The sequence below is a fragment of the Arthrobacter sp. 18067 genome, assembly GCF_902706295.1.
In the GTDB taxonomy this organism is placed as follows: Bacteria; Actinomycetota; Actinomycetes; order Actinomycetales; family Micrococcaceae; genus Arthrobacter.
This window is the reverse complement of the sequence record NZ_CACSJJ010000009.1, coordinates 33211-53712: the sequence shown is the minus strand read 5'-3', so window position 1 is coordinate 53712 and position 20502 is coordinate 33211. Positions and strand designations below refer to the sequence as shown.

The following is a 20502-nucleotide window of genomic DNA, read 5'->3' as shown; positions in this document are numbered from 1 at the left end:
GCCGCCACACATGTCCATGAGACACAATGGGGCTATGTCTAACATTTTTGGTGCTCCCAAAGCCGTAGAGGAATCCCGCAGCGTCCCCCAAGGCGACACTGTGGGCTCATACACCTCGTATTTGGATGCCCAGAAGGCGGTGGACTACCTTGCGGACCAGCAGTTCCCGGTTCAGCTGGTGTCGATCGTGGGCAACGACCTCAAAATGGTGGAGCGGGTGACCGGTCGCCTGAGCTACCCGCGGGTGGCGTTGTCGGGCGCTTTGAGCGGCATGTGGTTCGGCCTTTTCGTCGGTGTCATGCTCTCCTTCTTCACCCCTGCAGGTGGTCCGTTCTCCATCATCACCTCCGTGCTGATGGGCGCGGCGTTCTTCATGCTCTTTGGAATCGTCACGTACGCCACGCAACGCGGGAAGCGTGACTTCACCTCCACCAGCCAGGTGGTGGCGACCAACTACGATGTCATCGTTGCCGTGGAGGCTGCGCACGAAGCCCGGCGGCTACTCCAGCAATTGCCCATGAACCCATCGCAGGCAGCCACGGCCCAGGCCCCAAACTACGGACCCCAGAATCCTCCACTGCAGCAGCCAGGTCAGGCTCCGGAGCGTCCTTCCACCTGGAACGATCCCTACGGCCAGCGCGGCCCCGAGCCCACCGCCGGCGTCCCGGAGGGACAGGACGCAGCGGCCGGGACAACGGCGCCTGCCGCCCAGGAGCCCGTTCAGAACCCGGCGCCGGCAGCCGTCCGTTACCCGGACCTGCCCGACGGCCGTCCGCAGTACGGTGTCCGCGTCACTGAAGGCCAGAACGCGCCGCAAGGGGATGGACGTGAGTCCGGCTCCGAAGGTTCGTCCAAGCAGTAGACCTGGATAAGCACTGGACAAGAATAAGTTCTGAATAAGGGAAGGCCACCGGATCTCCGGTGGCCTTCCCTTTTGCAAAGCAGTGCGGCCGGGCTTAGCCCTGCGCCTCCTGGTAGATGCCGGCCATCCAGGACTCAACGTCGTCGGCCTTGCGCGGCAATGCGGCGCTGAGGTTGACGGGGCCGTCGGCGGTCATCAGGATGTCGTCCTCGATCCGGACACCGATGCCGCGGTATTCCTCCGGAATGGCGAGGTCCTCATCCTTGAAGTAGAGACCCGGTTCGATGGTGAAGACCATACCCTCTGTGAGGATCCCGTCGAGGTAGAGCTCGCGCTTGGCCTGGGCGCAGTCGTGGACGTCGAGGCCCAAGTGGTGGCTGGTGCCGTGCGGCATCCAACGGCGGTGCTGCTGGCCTTCGGGGCTGATGGCTTCCTCGACGGAGACAGGCAGGAGCCCCCACTCAGCGAGGCGTTCTGCCAGGACCGTGGTTGCCGCTGTGTGGATGTCGCGGAACTTCACGCCCGGCTGGGCTGCAGCGAAGCCGGCGTCGGCGGCGTCGAGAACGGCCTCGTACACCTTGCGCTGGACGTCGGTGAAGGTTCCGGTGGCAGGAAGGGTGCGGGTGACATCGGCCGTGTACAAGGAATCGGCCTCCACTCCGGCGTCCAGGAGCAGGAGTTCGCCGGCGTTCACGGTTCCTGAGTTTCGGTTCCAGTGAAGCACTGTGGCGTTGTTCCCGGAGGCGGCGATTGTGTCGTAGCCGAGTTCGTTGCCTTCCTCACGGGCGCGGGCAAAGAAGGCACCCTCCACAACACGCTCGCCGCGCTTGTGGGTCAAGGCACGGGGGAGTGCACGAACGACGTCGGCGAAGCCCTCAACGGTAGCCGCAACGGCGATCCTCATCTGTTCGATTTCCCACTCGTCCTTGAGCAGGCGCAGTTCGGAGAGTGCTTCGCTGAGCTTTTCATCCAGGGCGTCGAGTTCACCGAGGTCCAAGGTCTCGGGGTCCTTGGCGGTGTTGTAGCGTGCCGTATCCACCAGGGCGTCGATGTTCTCATCAACCTTGCGGACCAGTCTGATGGAAATGCCACCGATTTCCGGGGCACCCACGTTCTTGGTGATGGCCATCTCGAGTTCGGCGATGTGCGCGGTGGGCAGGCCCAGCCGGGCTTCGAATTCGGCCAGGGTGGGACGGGCGCCGATCCAGAACTCGCCGGCGCGGGAGTCCGCGTAGAACTGTTCGGTATCGCGTCCGGCCAGCGGGCGGAAGTAGAGCGTCGCGGTGTGGTGACCGCCGTCGTCGCCCTTTCCTTCCGCAACCGGCTCCAGGATGAGGACGGCGTCGGGCTCGTGGTCCAGGCCCAAACCTGTGAGGTGGGCGAAACCCGAGTGGGGGCGGAAGCGGTAGTCGCAGTCGTTGGAGCGGACCTTCAACGGTCCGGCCGGGACAACTAGCCGTTCGCCCTTGAACAGTTCGGAGACGGTACGACGGCGGCGGGCGGCATGGTCTGCAACGGCGTCACGCGCAGGGGTCACCTGCGGGGCAGGCGCCCAATTGCTGGCCATGAATGCCTTGAAGGCATCGGACGTGGGCCTCTGTGAGCGGTTGTTGACGCGCTCTTGCAGCGGCTGGGAGTTTGAGGAGTCCATGTTTTGGGTGTTTTCGGCATCGTTCACCGTTACATCGTCCCACCAGTTCCGTGAGGAGGCCAACGGCGCAACGCTCCAAGCCGGGCTGCATCCCATAGGCTGGGAAAGTGAGGATAGACCTGCATGCGCACTCGAACGTTTCCGACGGAACCGAGACACCCGCCGGGGTGATTATTTCCGCTGTGGCGGCAGGCTTGGACGCCGTAGCTTTGACTGACCACGATTCCACGGATGGCTGGGAGTCAGCGGCTGCAGCTGCCCGGGAACACGGCATCGCTTTTGTTCCTGGCATGGAAATCTCCTGCCGGACCGAACAGGGCATCAGCGTCCATTTGCTGAGCTACCTCCACGACCCCGCCCACCCGGGATTGTTGGACGAGATCACCAAGTCCAAGGATGCCCGGCTCACCCGTGCGGAGCACATGGTCACTTTGTTGTCCGAGGATTATCCCCTGACCTGGGACGACGTCATCCACCATGTGGCACCGGGTGCGACTGTGGGGCGCCCTCACATTGCCGATGCTTTGGTCGCCGCCGGCGTTGTCGCCGATCGGACGGAAGCCTTTACGTCCATCCTCACCTCACATTCGCGGTACTTCGTGCAGCACTACGCGCCCAACCCGGCGTTCGCCGTCGAGCTTGTTCGTGCCGCCGGCGGCGTTCCTGTCTTCGCCCACCCGGTGGCGTCATCGCGGGGACGCATCGTGGGAGAGCGGACGTACAGGGACATGATTGACGCCGGACTGCTGGGACTTGAAGTCGAGCATCGGGACAACCCTGAGGATGGACGCGGGTTCCTGCGGGGCTTGGCGGCGGAACACGGCCTCCTCGTCACAGGGTCCTCTGACTACCACGGAGCAGGGAAGCCGAATCTTTTGGGTGAGAACACTACCTCGCCTGAGGTGTTGGCACTGATGGAGGAATTGGCAACAGGCAGTACGGTAGTTCGTTGATGGGGGTCCGCTGATGGATTTGCAGTTGCTCGCATCGGTGATCGTCACGCTGTTCGTGATCATGGATCCACCGGGAACTGTGCCGATTTTTATGTCGTTGACGGCCCGGATGTCCGCGAAGGACAGGAACCGCTCCGCATTCCAGGCGCTCTTGGTGGCAACTGGTGTCATCGTCGTGTTCGCGATCTTCGGCCAGTCCATCCTGAACTACATGCACATCTCCCTGGCGGCTTTGCAGGGAGCCGGTGGCCTGCTGCTGGTGCTGATCGCACTGCAGTTGCTGACGGGGTCCACCAGCGGCGAGGAAAACGCCGCCAAGTACAAGAACGTCGCGTTCGTGCCGTTGGGCACTCCGTTGATGGCCGGTCCTGGCGCGATCGTGGCGGTGATGGTCTTTGTCCAGCAGTCCACCGAACTGTCCGAGTATTTGGCCGTGGGACTTGGCATCGCGGTAGTGCTGGCCTCGCTGTACCTGGCAATGCGCTTCGCAGGGGTGGTCCAGCGCGTGCTGGGCGAGAACGGCGTGGAGCTTGTTACCAGGATCGCCGGCCTGTTGCTCTCCGCCATCGCCGTGCAGATGATCGCCGACTCCGTGACGGCTTTCGTCAAGGGCGTCGCCTGAAGCCCGCTTGGAACGCGTTCTAGGGGCTGGCCGGCTGGATCTCGTGGAAGACGGCCTTGTTGCCCAGCCGTTTCCGCATGACCTCGATGGCCTGCTCATTCTGGTCGACGCACACAAAGCTGCGGCCCAGTTTGGCTGCGACGGCACCAAGGGTCCCGGAGCCCGCAAAGAAGTCCAAGCACCAGTCGCCCTCACGGCTTGATGCGGAGACTATCCGGCGCACCAGTCCTTCGGGCTTCTGAGTGGGGTATCCGGTCTTTTCGCGGCCGGTAGGCGAGACAATGGTGTGCCACCACACGTCCGTGGGCAGCTTTCCGAGCTCGCGTTTGGCAGGCGTGACGAGGCCCGGGGCCATGTACGGTTCCCGGTCCACTTCGGCGTTGTCGAAGTGGTACTTGGTGGGGTTCTTGACGTACACCAGGATGTTGTCGTGCTTGGTTGGCCAACGGTTCTTGGCGCGGGCGCCGTAGTCGTAGGCCCAGATGATTTCGTTGAGGAAGCATTCCCGGCCAAAGATCGCATCGAGCATCACCTTGGCATAGTGCACCTCGCGGTAATCGAGGTGAAGGTACAGGGTGCCGTCGTCAGCCAACAGCCGCCAAGCCTCTACGAGCTTGGGTTCCAGGAACGACCAGTAGTCGCTGAAGGCGTCGTCGTAGCTGTGCAGGGCGCCCTTGATGGTGTCGTAGGAGCGGCCCTTGAAGCCGACGCGGTCGCCGTCACCGTCCGCGTTGCGGACCATGCGGGTTTCCTGGCGACGCTGGACCCGGCCGGTATTAAAGGGCGGGTCCACGTAAATGAGTGTGAAGGCGCCGTCCGGCAGCGTAGGGAGGAATTCCGCGTTGTCCGCGTGCACCACCAAGTTGCCGCCGTCCGGCGCCCAAACAGTTTCAGTCATTGAGGTTTTTAGGCCTCGGCGCTGCCGGACTGGGCAGCTGCAGTCTCACCGGAGACCACTTCGCCGTTGCGGCGGCGCGTGCGGGTGCGACGCGTCCTTGCAGGCTTTTCGGCGCTGTCCGTAGCGGCCGTGCGGGCGTCCGGGGCACCAGCAGCCGGGGCTGCTTCGCCTTCTGACGTACGACGGCGGCGCGTACGGTTGCGTCCACCGTCGCCCTTGGATTCGCTGGAGTCGGAGTCGCCGGACTTGCCGGAGCGTCCACGTCCCCCGTCGCGGCCACGGCCGCCATCGCGACCGCCGTCACGGCCGGAACCGCCGGAGCGCGCGTTCTTCTTGCCGGTCTCGCCGAGGTCTTCAAGTACCTCGGCGTCTACGCCGGCGAGGACGCGCTTGTTGCGCGGCAGCCTGCCCTTGGTGCCCTCGGGGATGTCCAGATCGGTGTAGAGGTGCGGTGAGGAGGAGTACGTCTCAACGGGCTCGGGAACGCTGAGCCCCAGGGCCTTGTTGATCAGGCCCCAGCGGGGCATGTCGTCCCAGTCGACGAACGTGACGGCAGTGCCCTTGTTGCCTGCGCGGCCGGTACGGCCAACACGGTGCAAGTAGATCTTCTCGTCTTCAACGCACTGGTAGTTGATGACGTGGGTGACGTCGTCGACGTCGATGCCGCGGGCTGCAACGTCGGTTGCTACCAGGACGTCCACCTTGTTGTTGCGGAAGGCCCGGAGGGCCTGCTCGCGGGCGCCCTGGCCAAGGTCGCCGTGGATGGCTGCAGCGGCGAATCCGCGGTCGACGAGTTCCTCGGCAACTTTCGCGGCGGTGCGCTTGGTCTTGGTGAAGATGATGGTCCGGCCGCGTCCGCGTGACTGCAGGATACGTGCCACGACTTCGGTCTTGTCCATGCTGTGCGCGCGGTAGATCAGTTGGCGGATGTCGCGCTTGGTGAGGCCTTCATCGTTCGGATCAGCAGCGCGGATGTGGGTGGGCTGCGTCATGTAGCGGCGTGCCATCGCAATCACGGGGCCAGGCATCGTTGCCGAGAAGAGCAGCGTCTGCCGAACAGCAGGGGTGCCGGCGATCAGGGTCTCAACGTCCGGGAGGAAGCCAAGGTCCAGCATTTCGTCGGCCTCGTCAAGAATCACCATCTTGACGTTCTTCAGGCTCAGGTGCTTCTGCTTGTAGAGGTCGATCAGGCGACCCGGGGTACCGACGACGATTTCGACACCCTTCTGCAGCGCATCAATCTGGGGCTCGTAGGCACGGCCGCCGTAGATGGTTGCGATGCGGGCGTTGCGCTTGCGTGATGCGGACTGGAGGTCGTTGGCAACCTGCACCGCGAGTTCACGCGTGGGGACGATCACCAGGGCCTGGGGTGCGCCCGGGACAGCAAGCTTTTCGTAGCCGGCGTCGTCGCGGCCGACCACGCGCTGGAGCGCGGGAATGCCGAAGCCCAGTGTCTTGCCTGTACCCGTCTTCGCCTGGCCAATGATGTCGTGACCGCTCAGGGCTACGGGCAGGGTCATTGCCTGGATGGGGAAGGGGTGTGTGATCCCGGCGTCGGCCAAGGACTCGACAATGTCCGCGCGGACGTTGTAGTCAGCGAACGACTTTTCTTCGATCTCGTGGGGCGTCTCATCCGAGGTGATCGTTTCCTCGGGCTCGATGGTTTCAGTTCCGGTGGAGTCCGTCAGGACTTCATGGGTATGCAATTCACTCACAGGGAGTTTCCTTATTCATTTGGGCATTGGCGCTGCATGCTCAACGGGGGCGGCGGAGCCGTACCGGAGCACGAACGGGCGCGCAAGCAAATCCAGTGGAAGCCGATCGCGGGCTATCTAAGTACTGGCACTGGTGACCAGTTGGTACATCTCAAGATCGCGTAGGGGCGGGCTTGTTGAGTTCAAAAATTAACTGAATCAACGACCGGGCATCCATTACTACAGGCTTAGTCTATCCTCTGGCGCCGGCAAAGCCCGGATCGCCGCCGGGAAGGCTGTCAGGGAAGCAACTGGAACCGGATCTCCCGGCTGGCAATATCGGCCTTCACCAGCCGTACCCGAACCTTGGTCCCGGACTCCAACTCGCCGTCGCAGCGGGCAGTCACGGCAGGTTCGGCAATCTGGACGACGCCGTACGGACCGCTCCCGTTTCCATTTCCGTTTCCATTGCCCGTTCCGTTTCCGTTGGCATTGCCGTTCGAAGGCTTGGACCCGGATATGACCACGGCGTCGAACTCCTGGCCGATGCGATTGGCCACCAGCGCCGCTTCCACAGTGTCCAGCGCAGCGCGCTCGAGGCGTCCGGCCAGCTGGTCCGAGGACGCCATGATTTCGGGCAGTGACGGCAAAGCCTCACGCGCCCAGGCCGGTATCTGCTGGTTATTGCTAAGGGCTTCGCAGATCACCAGGACAAAACGGTCAATGAGCCGCCGCAGCGGTGCGGTGGTGTGCGCGTAGGGAGCCCCAATTGCTGCCTGAACCACGTTGGCGGGCACGTCCCCGTCAAACGGGGTGTAGCCGGCGCCGCGGAACAACGTACCGGCCGAATGCAGGATGGCCAGTTGCTTGGGATCGGATGCGTCCAACGTCCGGAGGTATTCACCGTAGGTGATCTTGCCGTCCCAAGGCTTGCCCAGTGCAACCGTCTGCCGCTTGAAATGGAGCAGTGAACGGTCGTCCGGCGCGGGCATGGTCCGCAGGATGCCCACTTTTCCGTCAAGCATCATTTGGGCGGCGGCCATGCCGGTCATGAGGGAGATCTGGGCGTTCCAGTCCTCCACAGGCAAGGACGGGGCGGCAGCGATCCTGTACCCGCCGCCGTCGGTCGCTTGAACTATTTCCTGTTCCGGCATGTTGAGGCTTGCGCCCCCGCGCAGCCGTTCGAGCTCAACGCGCTTGAGGCCAACTTCTTTCAGGAGCTGCAGGACAGGTGGGGCTGTTCCGTCGTCGATCTGCTGCTGGGCGCCTTTGTAGCTCAGCTTGGCCGTGCTGCGAACAACAGCGCGGGCCATCGAAACTGCCACCACCTCCGCTTCCACATCCAGGTCGAATTCCCAGACGAAAGCACTGCAGACCTGGCCGGCCAGCAGGCTTCCGGCGTTTTCGCTGATGACCTCGGGGTGCAGGGGGATCCGCCCGTCAGGAGCGTAGAACGTCTGCCCGCGCTGCCGTGTTTCGGCATCCAGGGCGCCGCCGGGAACCACGAAGGCCGGCACGTCGGCGATGGCATAGAAAACCTTGTAGCCGTCACCGGAGCGGTCTATGAACAATGCCTGGTCCAGGTCTGTCGACGTCGCAGGGTCGATGGTCACAAAAGGGATATCGCGCAAGTCCCGGTCCGGCAACTTAAGGGTTTGCACGGCTTGGCGTGCTTCTTCCACGGCAGCTGCGGGATACGTACCAGGAAGCTCCAGCTCGGTCCTCAGGGCAGCAAGGGCGGCGGCAAGCTGGTCCGATGAATCGTCGACGTTGGGTGCAATCCGATGATGTGACACGAAAATCAGGTTAGCCCGAATCCGGCGGATAGTCTTGGATCATGGGCACTTCCCCGGACGCAGCAGCTTCAACCGGGCAACTCGCCGCAGAGCTGCTCGGAGCAATGGCATATGGCGAGTTGTCGGCATTCGGGCGGCTCTCCTTCGATTCCCGCTACGCCCCCACGCTTCATGACCGGTCAGTCCTCGCAAAAATCGCCGTGGGTGCCTACGGAAACTTTGCACTCCTCAACGATCGGCTGGCGGAGATGGGCATCGATCCCGAAGAGGCCATGCTGCCGTTCCAGCGCTCTTTCGACCACTTCCATGAGCGCACCAAGCCAGGGGACTGGTTCGAATCCGTCATGAAGGCCTATGTCATCGATACCGTGTCATCGGACTTCTACAGGGCCGTTGCGACATTCCTTGATGCCACGACCCAACAGTTCGTTGATCGCGTGGCTTCCCCCGATCAGGCAACGGAGGTACTGCGGGTCCTGCTCAGGCGGGCATTGGCCGACGACCCCCGATTGGCCTCGCGCCTGGCGTTGTGGGGCCGCCGCCTGGTGGGCGAAGCGCTGACGCAGGCGCAACGCGTCGGCACGGAACACCCGCACCTGGGGCCCGCGCTGAGGAGTGGCGGAGACGCCCGTGCGGCGGTCAAGAGGCTGACGGGCGAGCTCGCTGACAAGCACGCACGCCGGATGACAGGCCTCGGCCTGACTGCGTAACCACCCGACCGCTTACTACCGCTGGACGGTGTCCAGCGCCTGCAACAGCGACTTCGCGGCCGCCGTCGGATCCGTGGCCTCAGTGATGGCTCGGACGACGACGATGCGGCTGGCGCCCGCGGCAACCACCTGCTCCACATTGCTGTGGTCGATGCCGCCGATGGCGAACCAGGGGAGAGCCACTTCTGCGTGTTTGACCGCTTTCGCCGCAAATGTGACCAGGTCCAGTCCGACTGCTTCCCGACCGGGTTTGGTGGGTGTTGCCCAGACCGGACCGACACAGAAATAGTCCAGTCCGGCGGGGCTCGACGACGCGGCGATTGCTGCATCGATCTGTGTGGTGGAGTGCGTGGACAGGCCTATGCCCGCAACGTTCGGCAGGAGGGTTCGGGCGGCCGTCAACGGGAGGTCCTTTTGGCCGACATGGAACACCGGAGCCCCGGAAATACTGGCAACATCGGCGCGGTCGTTCACTGCCCAAAGCTTTCCGTGACGCTGGGCCACACTGCGTAGTACCGCCAGCATTTCCAGTTCTTCGGCCGCTTCCATCGCCTTGTCGCGCAGTTGGATGATGTCCACGCCGCCCTCGAAAGCGGCGTCCACAAAGTCTTCGAAATCGCCTTGCTGTTTGCGGGCGTCGGTGCACAAGTACAGGCGGGCGGAGGAGAGGGCATCAGGCTGGGTCATGGAAACCAGAGTAGTTCCTCTAAACTGGGCACGTACTGCGGGAGCCGCGACGTTCGTCATATGACCGTCCGGCTGAGAGGGCTTCAGCGCCGACCGCTTGACCTGATCCGGCTAGTACCGGCGTAGGGAAGGAAACGAATGGCAGATTCCCGCCATACCCCCATCCACGCAGACGTGGCGGTCATTGGTGGCGGCATTATTGGCCTTGGCATCGCCCACGAAGCCCGGCGGCTGGGCCGCTCGGTGGCGCTGATCGATCCCGCACCGGCAACCGGAGCCACCTATGCTGCGGCAGGGATGCTTGCTCCTGTCAGCGAACTGCACTACCAGGAGGAAGACCTCCTGGAACTGATGCTTGAGTCCTCTCGGCTGTGGCCGTCTTTTGCGGACACGCTGTCCCGCGACGGTACTGACACCGGATACCGCACGACGCCGACACTCGCCGTGGGTGCCGACGCCGCCGACCGCAGGGCGCTCGCCGACCTCCGCGCTGTACAGCTTGCATCCGGGTTGGCTGTTGAACCGCTGTCCCTGCGCGATGCGAGGGAGCGCGAGCCGCTCCTCAGCCCGCAAATCTCCTGCGCCTTCGACATCCCGGCCGACCACCAAGTAGATCCCCGGAAGCTGGCCGCATGCCTTTTGACTGAATTGGCGAACCATTCGTACCGCGAGCCCACGTGGGTGCTTGGAGCAGATGACGGGCACGCCGTCCGTGCCGGCGCCAGCCGATTGTTGTGGGACGGCGGGCGGGTTTCCGGAGTGGAGCTCGACTCAGGCACCACTGTCCATGCCAGGGAAACCGTAGTGGCCAACGGCTTGGGGGCGGCAGAGCTGTCCGGACTCCCTGAAGGTCTGGTCCTTCCAGTGAGGCCGGTCTACGGGGATATCCTCAGGCTTCGCGTACCCGAGCACGTGCGGCCACTGATCACTTCCACAGTTCGAGGCATGGTCCGCGGCGTACCGGTATACATCGTTCCCCGGGACGATGGCACCGTGGTCGTCGGGGCCACCCAACGCGAGGACGGCTTGTCTGCGTCGTCCAACGCGGTCTCAGCCGGCGGCGTGTACCAACTCCTGCGGGATGCCCAAACCCTGGTCCCTGCCGTGGCGGAGTTGGAACTCCTTGAAGCCACCGCCCGGGCCCGCCCCGGGACTCCGGATAATGCACCGCTGCTTGGTCGCGTAGCCAGTCCCACCGGAGACGTTGACGGACTGGTGATCGCCACAGGATTTTTCCGGCACGGTGTACTCCTGACACCCGTGGCCGCCAGGATCGTGGGCGAACTGATCAACGGTTCGGCAGACCCCCGATGGGCGCATTTCCGTCCGGACCGTTTCGCCACGAACACATCCCTATCGCGGGCTCTTGCCCCGGCACACGTTCCGAGTAAGGAAACAGCATGAACATCAAACTCAACGGATCCGACCACGCAGTGCCGGAGGACGCCTCCGTCAGCACACTCGTCACGGCTGTCACCGGCCGCGTCCTGGACCACCGCGGACAGGCAGCCGACGGCGGCAAGCTGGGCGTCGCCGTCGCACGCAATTCCGAGGTGGTGCCGCGAAGCCAATGGTCCGCAACAGCGCTCGCCGCCGGAGACGAACTCGAACTCGTTACCGCAGTCCAAGGAGGCTGAAGCATGACAACAGCAAACACTGAGATCCGCACCGCGGACGTAGGTACCGACGCGCTGGTGATCGAGGGCGTCGAATTTGGCTCCCGCCTGATCATGGGGACAGGAGGTGCCCCGAGCTTGGATGGTCTGGGCGCAGCACTCCTGGCCTCCGGGACGGAGCTCACCACTGTGGCCATGCGGCGCTACTCGCCGGCCGAAACCGGATCGCTCTTCCAACTCCTGGTGGACCATGGCATCCGCGTGCTGCCAAACACAGCGGGTTGCTTCACGGCCAAGGACGCCGTGATGACCGCTGAACTGGCTCGCGAGGCCTTGGAGACCGACTGGGTGAAGCTGGAAGTCATCGCGGACGAGCACACGCTGCTTCCGGACGCCGTGGAACTGGTGGATGCAACAGAACAACTGGTGAACCGCGGCTTTAAGGTCTTCGCCTACACCAACGACGATCCTGTCCTTGCACTGCGCCTCGAAAACCTTGGCGCCACAGCCGTCATGCCGCTGGGATCACCCATTGGTACGGGCCTTGGCATCCTGAACCCGCACAACATTGAGCTCATCGTGTCCCGGGCATCAGTTCCCGTGGTGCTCGATGCTGGAATCGGGACGGCGTCCGACGCCGCGCTCGCCATGGAGTTGGGCTGCGACGCCGTCCTGTTGGCCACCGCAGTGACAAGGGCGCAGAACCCCGTACAGATGGGCGAAGCCTTCAAACACGCCGTCATCGCCGGTAGGCTGGCCAAGCAGGCAGGCCGGATTCCGCGGCGAGAGCACGCCTTGGCGTCCTCAGCCATGGAGGGCCGGGCAGAGTTCCTCTAAGATGCAGGGTTCCCCTGTGTGGAAGGAGTAGTCGTGGCGGGCAACGATGACCAACTGACCCAGGCGGAAGTCGAAGGCGCCCTCCAGGACCTTCCGGACTGGAGATACCAGGACGGCCTCGTCACCGTCTATAAAACCCCGACGGCGGCCCAGGCCTTGGCTCTTATCGCCGCGATCGGACAGATCGCCGAAGAACAAAACCATCATCCGGATCTTGACTGGCGTTACAACCGGGTGTTCGTGCGCTATGTCTCCCACGATGCGGGCGGGCAGGTGACACAACGTGACATCGCCGCCGCAGCTTCCGTGAGTGTGGCTGCCTCCGGGATAGGTGCTGCTGCCCAGCCAGAGCGCTACCGGGGCCCCTGAACAGAGTGGACAGGCCGTTAAAGCAACAGTGACCATCACCCGAGAGCGTGATGGTCACTGTTTGTTTGGTTGGTCGCAGTTAGAGCCTCAGTGCCTTGGTCAGTGCGGCGGTATCGTGCTGGGTGCGCGTTCGGCCCAGGAAGACCACGACGCCGGCGGCGGCAGCGGTCCCCAGGACGATCGGCAGGACCCATGGGATCCACGTTGCACCGGGCTGGTAACCCATACCGGCACTAATGAACGCGATCCAGCTCAGGGTGCCCACGGCCGCCGAAACACCGGCAGGCAAAGCGATGCCGTACTTGCCGTGCCTCTTGTCGTTGGCCCACACGATGAAGCCGGTGGCAACGGTGGCCAGAACCACCACCACGAGTGAAAGCATGAAGACTCCTTTGCGGACGACGTTAGGTGGGCAAGGCCCTAGAGGGCGCCGAAACCAACGCGGCGGACTTCCTCGGCACCAATCTCCACGTAACCCAGGACACTGCCGGGAACGATGATCTGTCGGCCCTTCTCATCGGTCAAGCGCAGTTCCGAGCCCTTGGACACAGCCTCGGCCACGATCTTGGCAACGGCGTCGGCATCCAAAGCGGATTCGAGCACGATTTCACGGCCAACGTTCTGAATGCCGATCTTTACTTCCACAGCAAGGCCTCCAAGCCAATCAAGTGTTAAGTCAGTCCTCTATTTGTAGCCTAGGACTCTTTGGGGAATCGACTGATTCCGCGCCAAGCTAAACGATAGATCAGATCACTGGCCACATCGAGGTCCAGGTTTCCGTCCGTTTCAAGCCAGTAGCGCGCGCTGACCTGCGCCATTCCAGCCAGACCACGGCCAAGAAGCTGTGCCTCCAGGGGAGGGAGCTTCGTATCCTCAGCAATGACATGTGCCACCGCGTCCGCGAAGGTTTTGTTGAATGTCTCCAAGCGGGAACTGACATCGGGGTCGTTGATGAGGTCGGATTCGAAGACCAAACGGTGGGCTTGGTCGTCATCAGCGATGAACCTGTAATAGGCGCGCATCACGGCCTTGACGCGTTCCTTGTTGTCCGTGGTGGAGTTCAAAGCACTGAGCATCAGGTCCGTCAGCGTTGCCAAGTGGCTGTCCAGGAGGGCCATGTAGAGCTCTCGCTTGGATGGGAAGTGTTGGTACAGCACAGGCTTGCTCACGTGGGCAGCCTCTGCGATTTCGTCCATGGCAGCGCCATGGAAACCGTTGGAGACGAAAACTTCCAAAGCCGCATTCAGTAACTGTGCGCGGCGCTCGTCCCGCGGCAACCTTGGTGAACGCGTTGAACCAGCCCGTTCCTGCTTGGCTGGTGCCCCATCGTTTGCCCGTGTGCCGTCAGCCACAGTCTGCCGCCTTTCCTTTGCAGTTATGACCACTCTACTCGTGGGTAATATGACCGGGCGGCATCGGCAGGCATACATTGGGGTATGGCCTCAATTGTTGCTGCCCACACTGCTGCGCCCACTGTCCTGCCGCCCCTCGTTGAACCTGCCGCCGAACTCACGCCGGCCGAGGTGGAGCGATACTCCCGGCATCTCATCATTCCGGAAATCGGCGCCGTGGGCCAACGCAGGCTTAAGAATGCGAAAGTCCTCGTCATAGGCGCAGGAGGACTTGGTTCCCCGGCCCTGTTATATTTGGCGGCCGCCGGTGTAGGCACGCTCGGCATAATGGACGATGACGTCGTGGACCTCAGCAACCTGCAGCGCCAGGTCATCCACGGCGTCAAGGACGTGGGCATTCCCAAGATCGAGTCCGCCCGCAATGCCATCACCGAACTCAATCCACTGGTGAACGTGGTGCTGCACAACGTTCGTCTCGACGCCTCCAATGCCCTGGACTTGTTTGCGCAGTACGACCTCATACTGGATGGCGCCGACAACTTTGCCACCCGATACCTCGTGAACGATGCCGCAACAATTCTCGGCAAACCGTACGTGTGGGGTTCCATCTTCCGTTTTGACGGCCAGGTAAGTGTTTTCTGGGCCGAGCACGGCCCGAGCTACAGGGATCTGTATCCCGAAGCCCCTCCCGCAGGCTCCGTTCCGTCCTGTGGTGAGGGCGGCGTCTTCGGCATGCTGTGTGCAGCGGTTGGATCGCTCATGGTGACCGAAGCGGTGAAACTGATTACCGGCGTCGGGCGTTCATTGCTGGGACGCGTGGCGCTCTTTGACGCCCTGGGCGGCAGCTGGCGCGAGATCAGGGTATCGAAGGATCCGGAAGCCGCCCCCATCACGGAACTCACTGACTACGAGGCTTTTTGTGGTGTGACGCCCATGGCGCCTACTGACCGGGACCACACCGTGTCGGCCAAGGAACTCGCCGGACTGCTGGCTGAACGGGAGGCGGGGGACAAGGACTTCGAGCTGGTGGACGTCCGCGAATCCGGTGAGTACAGCATCGTGAGAATCGACGGTTCCGTCCTCATTCCGCAGGGCAGGATTCTCTCCGGTGAGGCGTGGGTGGACCTGCCGCTGGACAAGGACATCATCTTCCACTGCAAGGCCGGTACGCGCTCCGCTGCTGTGCTGGAAGCCGCGCAGAAGGCGGGCTACAGCCGCGTCCGGCATCTCGACGGCGGTATTCTCGCCTGGGTCCGCGACGTGGAGCCCGGGAAGCCGATCTACTAGTTCGTTGCTGCCTGGCCGGTGCGTCTGGGAAGCTCAACCATGAGCGAAATCACGGATACACCCCAGCAACCCCTTGGATCTGGATTCGGACACGGCTCCACGGCAATGGACGTTGTGTCGGGAATTGACCTCTCAGGCAGGACCGCCATTGTGACCGGCGGATACTCAGGCCTCGGACTGGAAACCGTGCGTGCCCTGGTTTCAGCCGGAGCGCGGGTGACGGTTCCGGCCCGCAGGCTGGAGCACGCCCGAGCCGTCCTTGCGGAGGCCGGTCTTGCCAACGACGTACAGATTGATCAATTGGATCTGGCAGACCAGGAGAGCGTGAAGGATTTTGCGGCCCGCTATCTGAAGGGGCACAGCACCCTGGACATCCTGATCAACAACGCCGCGATCATGGCAAGCCCGGAGCAGCGCGTGGGGCCGGGATGGGAAGCGCAGTTCGCCACCAATCATCTGGGGCACTACACGCTGGTCAACGTTCTCTGGCCGGCCTTGGCAGCTTCCGGAGACGCCCGCGTTGTTGCCTTGTCCTCCACCGGCCACAAGCTGTCCTCCATCCGGTTCGACGACATCAGCTTCACTACCGGCTACGACAAATGGCGTGCCTATGGCCAGGCAAAGACCGCCAATGCGCTCTTTGCCGTCGAGTTGGACCGGCTGGGCCGGGAGTTCGGCGTGCGTGCCTTCGCGGTGCACCCCGGGGGGATCATGACCGAGCTGCAACGTCACTTGCCCAAAGAAGAGATGGTGGCCGCAGGCTGGATGGACGCCGAGGGCAATCTTCGTGAGGGTTTCAAGACCCCGGAACAAGGTGCAGCGACTTCGGTGTGGGCTGCTACGTCCAAAACACTGGACGGCAGAGGCGGGGTCTATTGTGAGGACTGCGATATCGCCCACCCCACGGACAAGGAATCACCGCTGGCGCGGTATCAGGGAGTGGACGCCCACGCCGTCGACAAGGACGCGGCAAGGAAACTGTGGGAGCTGTCCGCTGGGATGACGGGCGTGAACGCCTTCGCCTAGCTGTTGGGTCAGGCGCTTTCGGAGCGGAGTTGCTGGTGGTCCACGGGGCATTCCGCGGCCGGGGTTGCTGACCGCGGCTGTTCCACCTGGATGCCGTAGAGGGCTTCAAGGGCGGCTACGTAGTCGTCTTGTTGGCCGTTGGCGGCGAGTTCGCGCGCACGGACCGTCGGGATGTGGAGGAGTTGCTTCACCATGCGGCGCAGCGCGAACTCCACCTCTTCGGCGGCAGCGGTACAACCGTGGCGGGCGCGCACCTTTTCCATCTCGGCGTCCAGGACATTCATGGTGTGGCGTCGCAGCGCCACAATGGCCGTGTCCACAGAGCGGGCCTCGCGCTCGGACTCGAAGGACGCGGCAGCCCCGGTAACGATTGCGCTGGCCTGGGACAGCGACTCCGCTTGTTCCTGGGGCGCGGCGAGACGAACGGACTCAAGCGTCAGGAGCTCAACGCCGTCGAGTTCGCCCACAGCGGGGTCGAAATCATGGGTGAGGGCGAGGTCGATCGCGATCAATGGCTTGCGTGAGTTTTCCCGGACGCGGGCCAGGTCAGCTGCCTCAACCCGATTGTCGGAACCGCTGCAGCCAATCATGACGTCAGCTGCGGCAACAGCAGCGGGGAGGGAGTCGGCGTCGAGCGCGGTTCCACCGCGGGTGGCGACGAAGCCTTCGGCGCGGCCGGAGGAAGAATAGACGGAGACGTCGGTGCAGCCGCGCTCCCTGAGGAGCGACATTGTGGCGCCGGCGTAGGCCCCGGTTCCGAAGACCACTACCTGCTTGGTGGACCAATCATCGTTTTCGGCGAGGTCGGTGGCGAGGTCCAACGCAACGGAGACGATGGAGAGGCCGCGGGAGCCGAGGGCAGTCTGCGCACCGACATCTTTGGCAGTCTTGGAAGCCGCCTGGAAGAGCCTGACGAGGCCGGAGCTCGCGGTGCCTTCCTGCTGGGCGGTAATCAGTGCCCGGCGTACCTGGCCAGCAATTTCCCGTTCGCCCACTACCGCGGAGTCCAGGCCGGCACTCACTGCGAAGAGGTGCCTGGTGACATCGGCTCCAGTGTGTGTGGCGAAGGAGCGGGAAACGAGTTGCTCGTTGAGGCCACTCAGCTCGCTGATCTGTGAAACGAGGGCGGAACGGGCTGCTTCAAGGTCGGCCCCATTGGCTGTTTCCCCATAAACCTCGTAGCGGTTGCAGGTGGCCAACACCACCGTTCCGGAAACCACAGGGGAATCGGTGAGGGCCGCGGAGGCAAGCCCAGAGGAACCGTTGCTCAACTGAGCGACAGTTTCGAGGTCGATGTCGGCGTGTGTAGCCACCAATGAGAAAAGAACCACAGCACCCCAATCATAGCTTTTTCGTAGCCCGGTAGAACAATGTGGCGCCGTGGTGATCCACACGCAGGCGAGTGATCCCGGCCACAACGGCCCGGGCGGGGCGCGACGTGACAGCTTGTCGTTATCTTTTGCCCCGGATCTTCGGCACAATCGAAGGCATGACTTCTAGCGCGGCAGCATCCAACAGTACGGCCTCCACCGCCCCGGCGGGAACCCTCGGCGCCAACCACCCGCTGAAGGACGGCCGTACCTCGGACTCACCGCTGATCACGGCCTACCGCGGTGGCACACCGTCCCGCAGGCCTGTTTGGTTCATGCGCCAGGCCGGCCGTTCCCTGCCCGAGTACCTGAAAGTGCGCGAGGGCGTTGCGATGCTGGACTCCTGCCTGAGGCCCGAGCTGGCCGCTGAGATCACGCTTCAGCCGGTCCGCCGCCACGACGTGGATGCCGCAATCTTCTTCTCCGATATCGTCATCCCCTTGAAGCTTGCTGGTGTGGGCGTGGACATCGTCCCCGGTGTGGGACCCGTCCTGGACAAGCCCGTACGCACAGCCGAGGACGTGGCGGCGCTTCCCACGCTGACGTGGGAAGCACTGGAGCCGATCCGTGAAGCTGTCCGCCTGACCGTAGCCGAACTCGGCAAAACGCCGCTGATCGGTTTCGCCGGTGCACCGTTCACTCTTGCGGCCTACATGGTTGAGGGAAAGCCATCCCGTGACCACCTCGGCCCGCGCACCATGATGCACGCCGATCCTGAAACCTGGACAGCGTTGGCCAACTGGGCAGCCGATACGTCCGGCATGTTCCTCCAGGCGCAGCTTGAGGCTGGCGCCTCGGCCGCGCAGCTCTTCGACTCATGGGCGGGCTCGCTGGGCCTGGCCGACTACACCAAGTACGTGGCACCGGCTTCGGAACGCGCACTGGACCATGTCCGGGGCCTTGGCGCTCCGCTGGTGCACTTCGGCACGGGCACGTCCGAACTCCTCGTCGCCATGCGTGATGTCGGGGTGGACGTGGTGGGCGTCGACTACCGCCTGCCCCTGGACGAGGCCAACCGTCGTCTTGGTGGGACTGTGCCGCTGCAGGGCAACATCGATCCCGCGCTGCTTTCGGCGCCGTGGGAGGTGCTTGAAGCACATGTCCGCGAGGTCATCGCCGCAGGCGCGCGCGCCCCGGGCCATGTCCTGAACCTCGGCCACGGCGTTCCTCCGGAGACGGACCCGACGGTCCTGACCCGCGTCGTGGAATTGATCCACTCGATTCCCGCAGAGTAGGGCCGATGCGCGGGGGACACTCAACTCCAAAGACGCACCCACCCAAGGAAACGGCTGTCGTGGTGGGTGGAGGTATCTCGGGCCTTCTCGCTGCGCGGGAACTCACCTTGGCGGGCATTTCCGTCACCGTTTTGGAGGCGCGCCAGGAGTGGGGAGGTTGCGTTGGTAGCCACGTCGTGGCGGGGTTGCACCTTGACAGCGGTGCCGAGTCCTTCGCCACCCGGTCTCCGGCTGTAGCCGACTTGGCGCGTGAACTCGGCCTGGCGGACCTTATCGTTTCCCCGCACCCCGGAGGTGCGTGGGTGCAATTGCCGGATGGCCCGCAGGAACTCCCGAAGACGGGCGTCCTGGGAATTCCAGCTAATCCCTGGGATCCGGAAGTCCGCCGATCCCTGGGGCTGATCGGCGCCATCAGGGCCTCCATGGACCGCTGGCTGCCGGCATCGGTTGGAGCCTCTGCCGAGGTCACAAGCGTCTCCTCGTTGGTTCGTGCCCGCATGGGCAAAAAGGTGCTGGAGCGCTTGGTGGCCCCGGTAGTGGGTGGCGTTCACTCCGCCGATCCAGGCCTCCTGGATGTCGACATGGTCGCGCCCGGGCTCCGGGCAGGACTCCGTAAGCATGGTTCGCTTGCTGCCGCTGTCGCGGCTCAGCGCAAGCCCGCCACCGGCTCCGCTTCCAGTCCAGCAAAGGCAGGGTCCGCCGTCGCCGGCTTGAAAGGTGGCATGAACACGCTGGTGGCTGCGTTGGTCGCCGACCTGCAGAAGCATGGCGTCGAACTGCTGACCGGCAAACACACCGATGCGGTTGTGAAGACACACGATGGCTGGCGGGTCACCGCGGGCGATTCCACGTACGACGCCGGCCGGTTGGTTGTCGCGCTCGACGGTCCTGCCGCCGTCGGGCTGCTGCAGCCGTCCGTGCCGGAGCTGTCCGGCTTACGTCCCGCACCGGGGCCGCTGGTGAGCCTGGTGACGATGGTGGTGGACCTGCCGGAATTGGATGGAAGGCCCAGGGGTACAGGCATCCTGGTGGCGCCGCAGACCCCCGGAATCAAAGCCAAGGCGCTGACGCACGCGACTGCCAAGTGGGATTGGTTGGCTGCGGAAGCCGGTCCGGGGACCCACGTCCTGCGCCTTTCCTATGGACGGCGCGAAGAGGCCGGTGGGGGAGTCGAATCGGTCATGGACGACGGGTCCCTCTTGGACGCGGCTCTGGAAGACGCTTCAGCATTGTTGACGGTTCCGGTATCGCGTGCGGACATTGTTGATTGGGATGTGGTGCGCTGGTCCGGCGCGCTGCCCTTTGCCGCCGTCGGTCATAAACAGCGCGTAGCGCAGGTGCGCAAGGCATGTGCCGAGGTGGATGGCTTGACTGTCGTGGGCGGCTGGCTGGCCGGAAATGGGTTGGCGGCCGTGGTGGCAGATACCCGGGTGCAGCTGGCAACGGGTTTGGCCCAAAAGCCCTCCCATCTGTGATTTGTGTCACTTCTACGCGTTGTAGAACTGATCCGTTTCGACTTAGGGGCTGGCACGGGGCA

The 20502-nt window shown here is 63.7% G+C and carries 21 protein-coding genes and 1 riboswitch; of the genes, 12 read left to right on the top strand and 9 right to left on the bottom strand.

From position 1 onward, the window contains the following. The first annotated feature begins 34 nt into the window (after positions 1-34). Positions 35-862, top strand: coding sequence for a general stress protein (locus GVL04_RS10570; RefSeq protein ID WP_200846811.1), 828 nt, complete (start codon positions 35-37; stop codon positions 860-862). 94 nt (positions 863-956) lie between these two features. Here the strand turns inward: GVL04_RS10570 and GVL04_RS10565 are convergent, their stop codons facing one another. Then, a complete protein-coding gene (locus tag GVL04_RS10565; RefSeq protein ID WP_159703674.1) occupies positions 957-2540 on the bottom strand; it encodes an aminopeptidase P family protein in 1584 nt (527 codons plus the stop codon). A gap of 80 nt (positions 2541-2620) precedes the next feature. Here GVL04_RS10565 and GVL04_RS10560 point away from each other — a divergent pair, with 80 nt between their 5' ends. Further along, positions 2621-3466, top strand: coding sequence for a PHP domain-containing protein (locus tag GVL04_RS10560; protein WP_159703671.1), 846 nt, complete (start codon positions 2621-2623; stop codon positions 3464-3466). 13 nt (positions 3467-3479) lie between these two features. Further along, a complete protein-coding gene (locus GVL04_RS10555) occupies positions 3480-4088 on the top strand; it encodes a MarC family protein (RefSeq protein ID WP_159703668.1) in 609 nt (202 codons plus the stop codon). A 19-nt stretch (positions 4089-4107) separates the two neighbouring features. Here the strand turns inward: GVL04_RS10555 and GVL04_RS10550 are convergent, their stop codons facing one another. From GVL04_RS10550 to GVL04_RS10540, 3 genes are all read right to left on the bottom strand, one after another. Continuing rightward, a complete protein-coding gene (locus GVL04_RS10550; protein WP_159703665.1) occupies positions 4108-4986 on the bottom strand; it encodes a site-specific DNA-methyltransferase in 879 nt (292 codons plus the stop codon). An 8-nt stretch (positions 4987-4994) separates the two neighbouring features. Further along, a complete protein-coding gene (locus tag GVL04_RS10545; protein ID WP_159703662.1) occupies positions 4995-6701 on the bottom strand; it encodes a DEAD/DEAH box helicase in 1707 nt (568 codons plus the stop codon). Positions 6702-6979: 278 nt separating this feature from the next. Next, positions 6980-8476 carry an RNB domain-containing ribonuclease gene (locus tag GVL04_RS10540; protein WP_159703659.1) on the bottom strand — a complete coding sequence of 499 codons (1497 nt, stop codon included), beginning with the start codon at positions 8474-8476 and terminating at the stop codon, positions 6980-6982. A 41-nt stretch (positions 8477-8517) separates the two neighbouring features. On the opposite strand from GVL04_RS10540, the gene GVL04_RS10535 reads away from it, so the two are divergent. Then, positions 8518-9186 (top strand): ferritin-like fold-containing protein, encoded by a 669-nt coding sequence (locus GVL04_RS10535; RefSeq protein WP_159703656.1) that lies wholly within the window; start codon positions 8518-8520, stop codon positions 9184-9186. Positions 9187-9201: 15 nt separating this feature from the next. Here the strand turns inward: GVL04_RS10535 and thiE are convergent, their stop codons facing one another. Beyond that, positions 9202-9873, bottom strand: a complete 672-nt coding sequence (gene thiE, locus GVL04_RS10530; protein WP_159703653.1) for a thiamine phosphate synthase — start codon at positions 9871-9873, stop codon at positions 9202-9204. 27 nt (positions 9874-9900) lie between these two features. After that, positions 9901-10019: riboswitch (TPP riboswitch) on the top strand. On the opposite strand from thiE, the gene thiO reads away from it, so the two are divergent. The 4 genes from thiO (at position 10012) to GVL04_RS10510 (ending at position 12695) form a co-directional block, all read left to right on the top strand. Then, on the top strand, positions 10012-11277 hold the full coding sequence (gene thiO / locus GVL04_RS10525; protein WP_159703650.1) for a glycine oxidase ThiO: 1266 nt from the start codon (positions 10012-10014) through the stop codon (positions 11275-11277). (Overlaps the previous riboswitch by 8 nt.) Continuing rightward, positions 11274-11510: a sulfur carrier protein ThiS gene (thiS, locus tag GVL04_RS10520; protein WP_159703647.1), complete on the top strand. Its 237-nt coding sequence runs from the start codon at positions 11274-11276 to the stop codon at positions 11508-11510. Before thiO ends, thiS begins: the two co-directional genes overlap by 4 nt. Positions 11511-11513: 3 nt before the next feature. After that, entirely contained in the window at positions 11514-12326 is an 813-nt protein-coding gene (locus GVL04_RS10515) for a thiazole synthase (RefSeq protein WP_159703644.1), read from the top strand. 33 nt (positions 12327-12359) lie between these two features. After that, positions 12360-12695, top strand: a complete 336-nt coding sequence (locus GVL04_RS10510; protein ID WP_159703641.1) for a 4a-hydroxytetrahydrobiopterin dehydratase — start codon at positions 12360-12362, stop codon at positions 12693-12695. A gap of 79 nt (positions 12696-12774) precedes the next feature. Here the strand turns inward: GVL04_RS10510 and GVL04_RS10505 are convergent, their stop codons facing one another. The 3 genes from GVL04_RS10505 to GVL04_RS10495 are packed head-to-tail and all read right to left on the bottom strand — an operon-like array spanning position 12775 to position 14125. Continuing rightward, entirely contained in the window at positions 12775-13077 is a 303-nt protein-coding gene (locus GVL04_RS10505) for a hypothetical protein (RefSeq protein WP_159703638.1), read from the bottom strand. A gap of 38 nt (positions 13078-13115) precedes the next feature. Continuing rightward, positions 13116-13340 carry a DUF3107 domain-containing protein gene (locus tag GVL04_RS10500; protein WP_026539987.1) on the bottom strand — a complete coding sequence of 75 codons (225 nt, stop codon included), beginning with the start codon at positions 13338-13340 and terminating at the stop codon, positions 13116-13118. A gap of 50 nt (positions 13341-13390) precedes the next feature. Next, positions 13391-14125 (bottom strand): TetR/AcrR family transcriptional regulator, encoded by a 735-nt coding sequence (locus tag GVL04_RS10495; RefSeq protein ID WP_159703635.1) that lies wholly within the window; start codon positions 14123-14125, stop codon positions 13391-13393. A gap of 6 nt (positions 14126-14131) precedes the next feature. Here GVL04_RS10495 and moeB point away from each other — a divergent pair, with 6 nt between their 5' ends. After that, positions 14132-15334 carry a molybdopterin-synthase adenylyltransferase MoeB gene (moeB, locus tag GVL04_RS10490; RefSeq protein WP_159703632.1) on the top strand — a complete coding sequence of 401 codons (1203 nt, stop codon included), beginning with the start codon at positions 14132-14134 and terminating at the stop codon, positions 15332-15334. Positions 15335-15373: 39 nt separating this feature from the next. Next, positions 15374-16360, top strand: a complete 987-nt coding sequence (locus GVL04_RS10485) for an SDR family NAD(P)-dependent oxidoreductase (RefSeq protein ID WP_159703629.1) — start codon at positions 15374-15376, stop codon at positions 16358-16360. Between the two features lie 8 nt (positions 16361-16368). On the opposite strand, the gene GVL04_RS10480 is transcribed toward GVL04_RS10485, so the two are convergent. Then, positions 16369-17691: a glutamyl-tRNA reductase gene (locus tag GVL04_RS10480; RefSeq protein ID WP_159703626.1), complete on the bottom strand. Its 1323-nt coding sequence runs from the start codon at positions 17689-17691 to the stop codon at positions 16369-16371. Between the two features lie 158 nt (positions 17692-17849). Here GVL04_RS10480 and hemE point away from each other — a divergent pair, with 158 nt between their 5' ends. Continuing rightward, positions 17850-18965: a uroporphyrinogen decarboxylase gene (gene hemE, locus GVL04_RS10475; protein ID WP_159703623.1), complete on the top strand. Its 1116-nt coding sequence runs from the start codon at positions 17850-17852 to the stop codon at positions 18963-18965. 5 nt (positions 18966-18970) lie between these two features. Beyond that, entirely contained in the window at positions 18971-20440 is a 1470-nt protein-coding gene (hemG, locus tag GVL04_RS10470; protein ID WP_159703620.1) for a protoporphyrinogen oxidase, read from the top strand. The last annotated feature ends 62 nt before the right edge of the window (positions 20441-20502 follow it).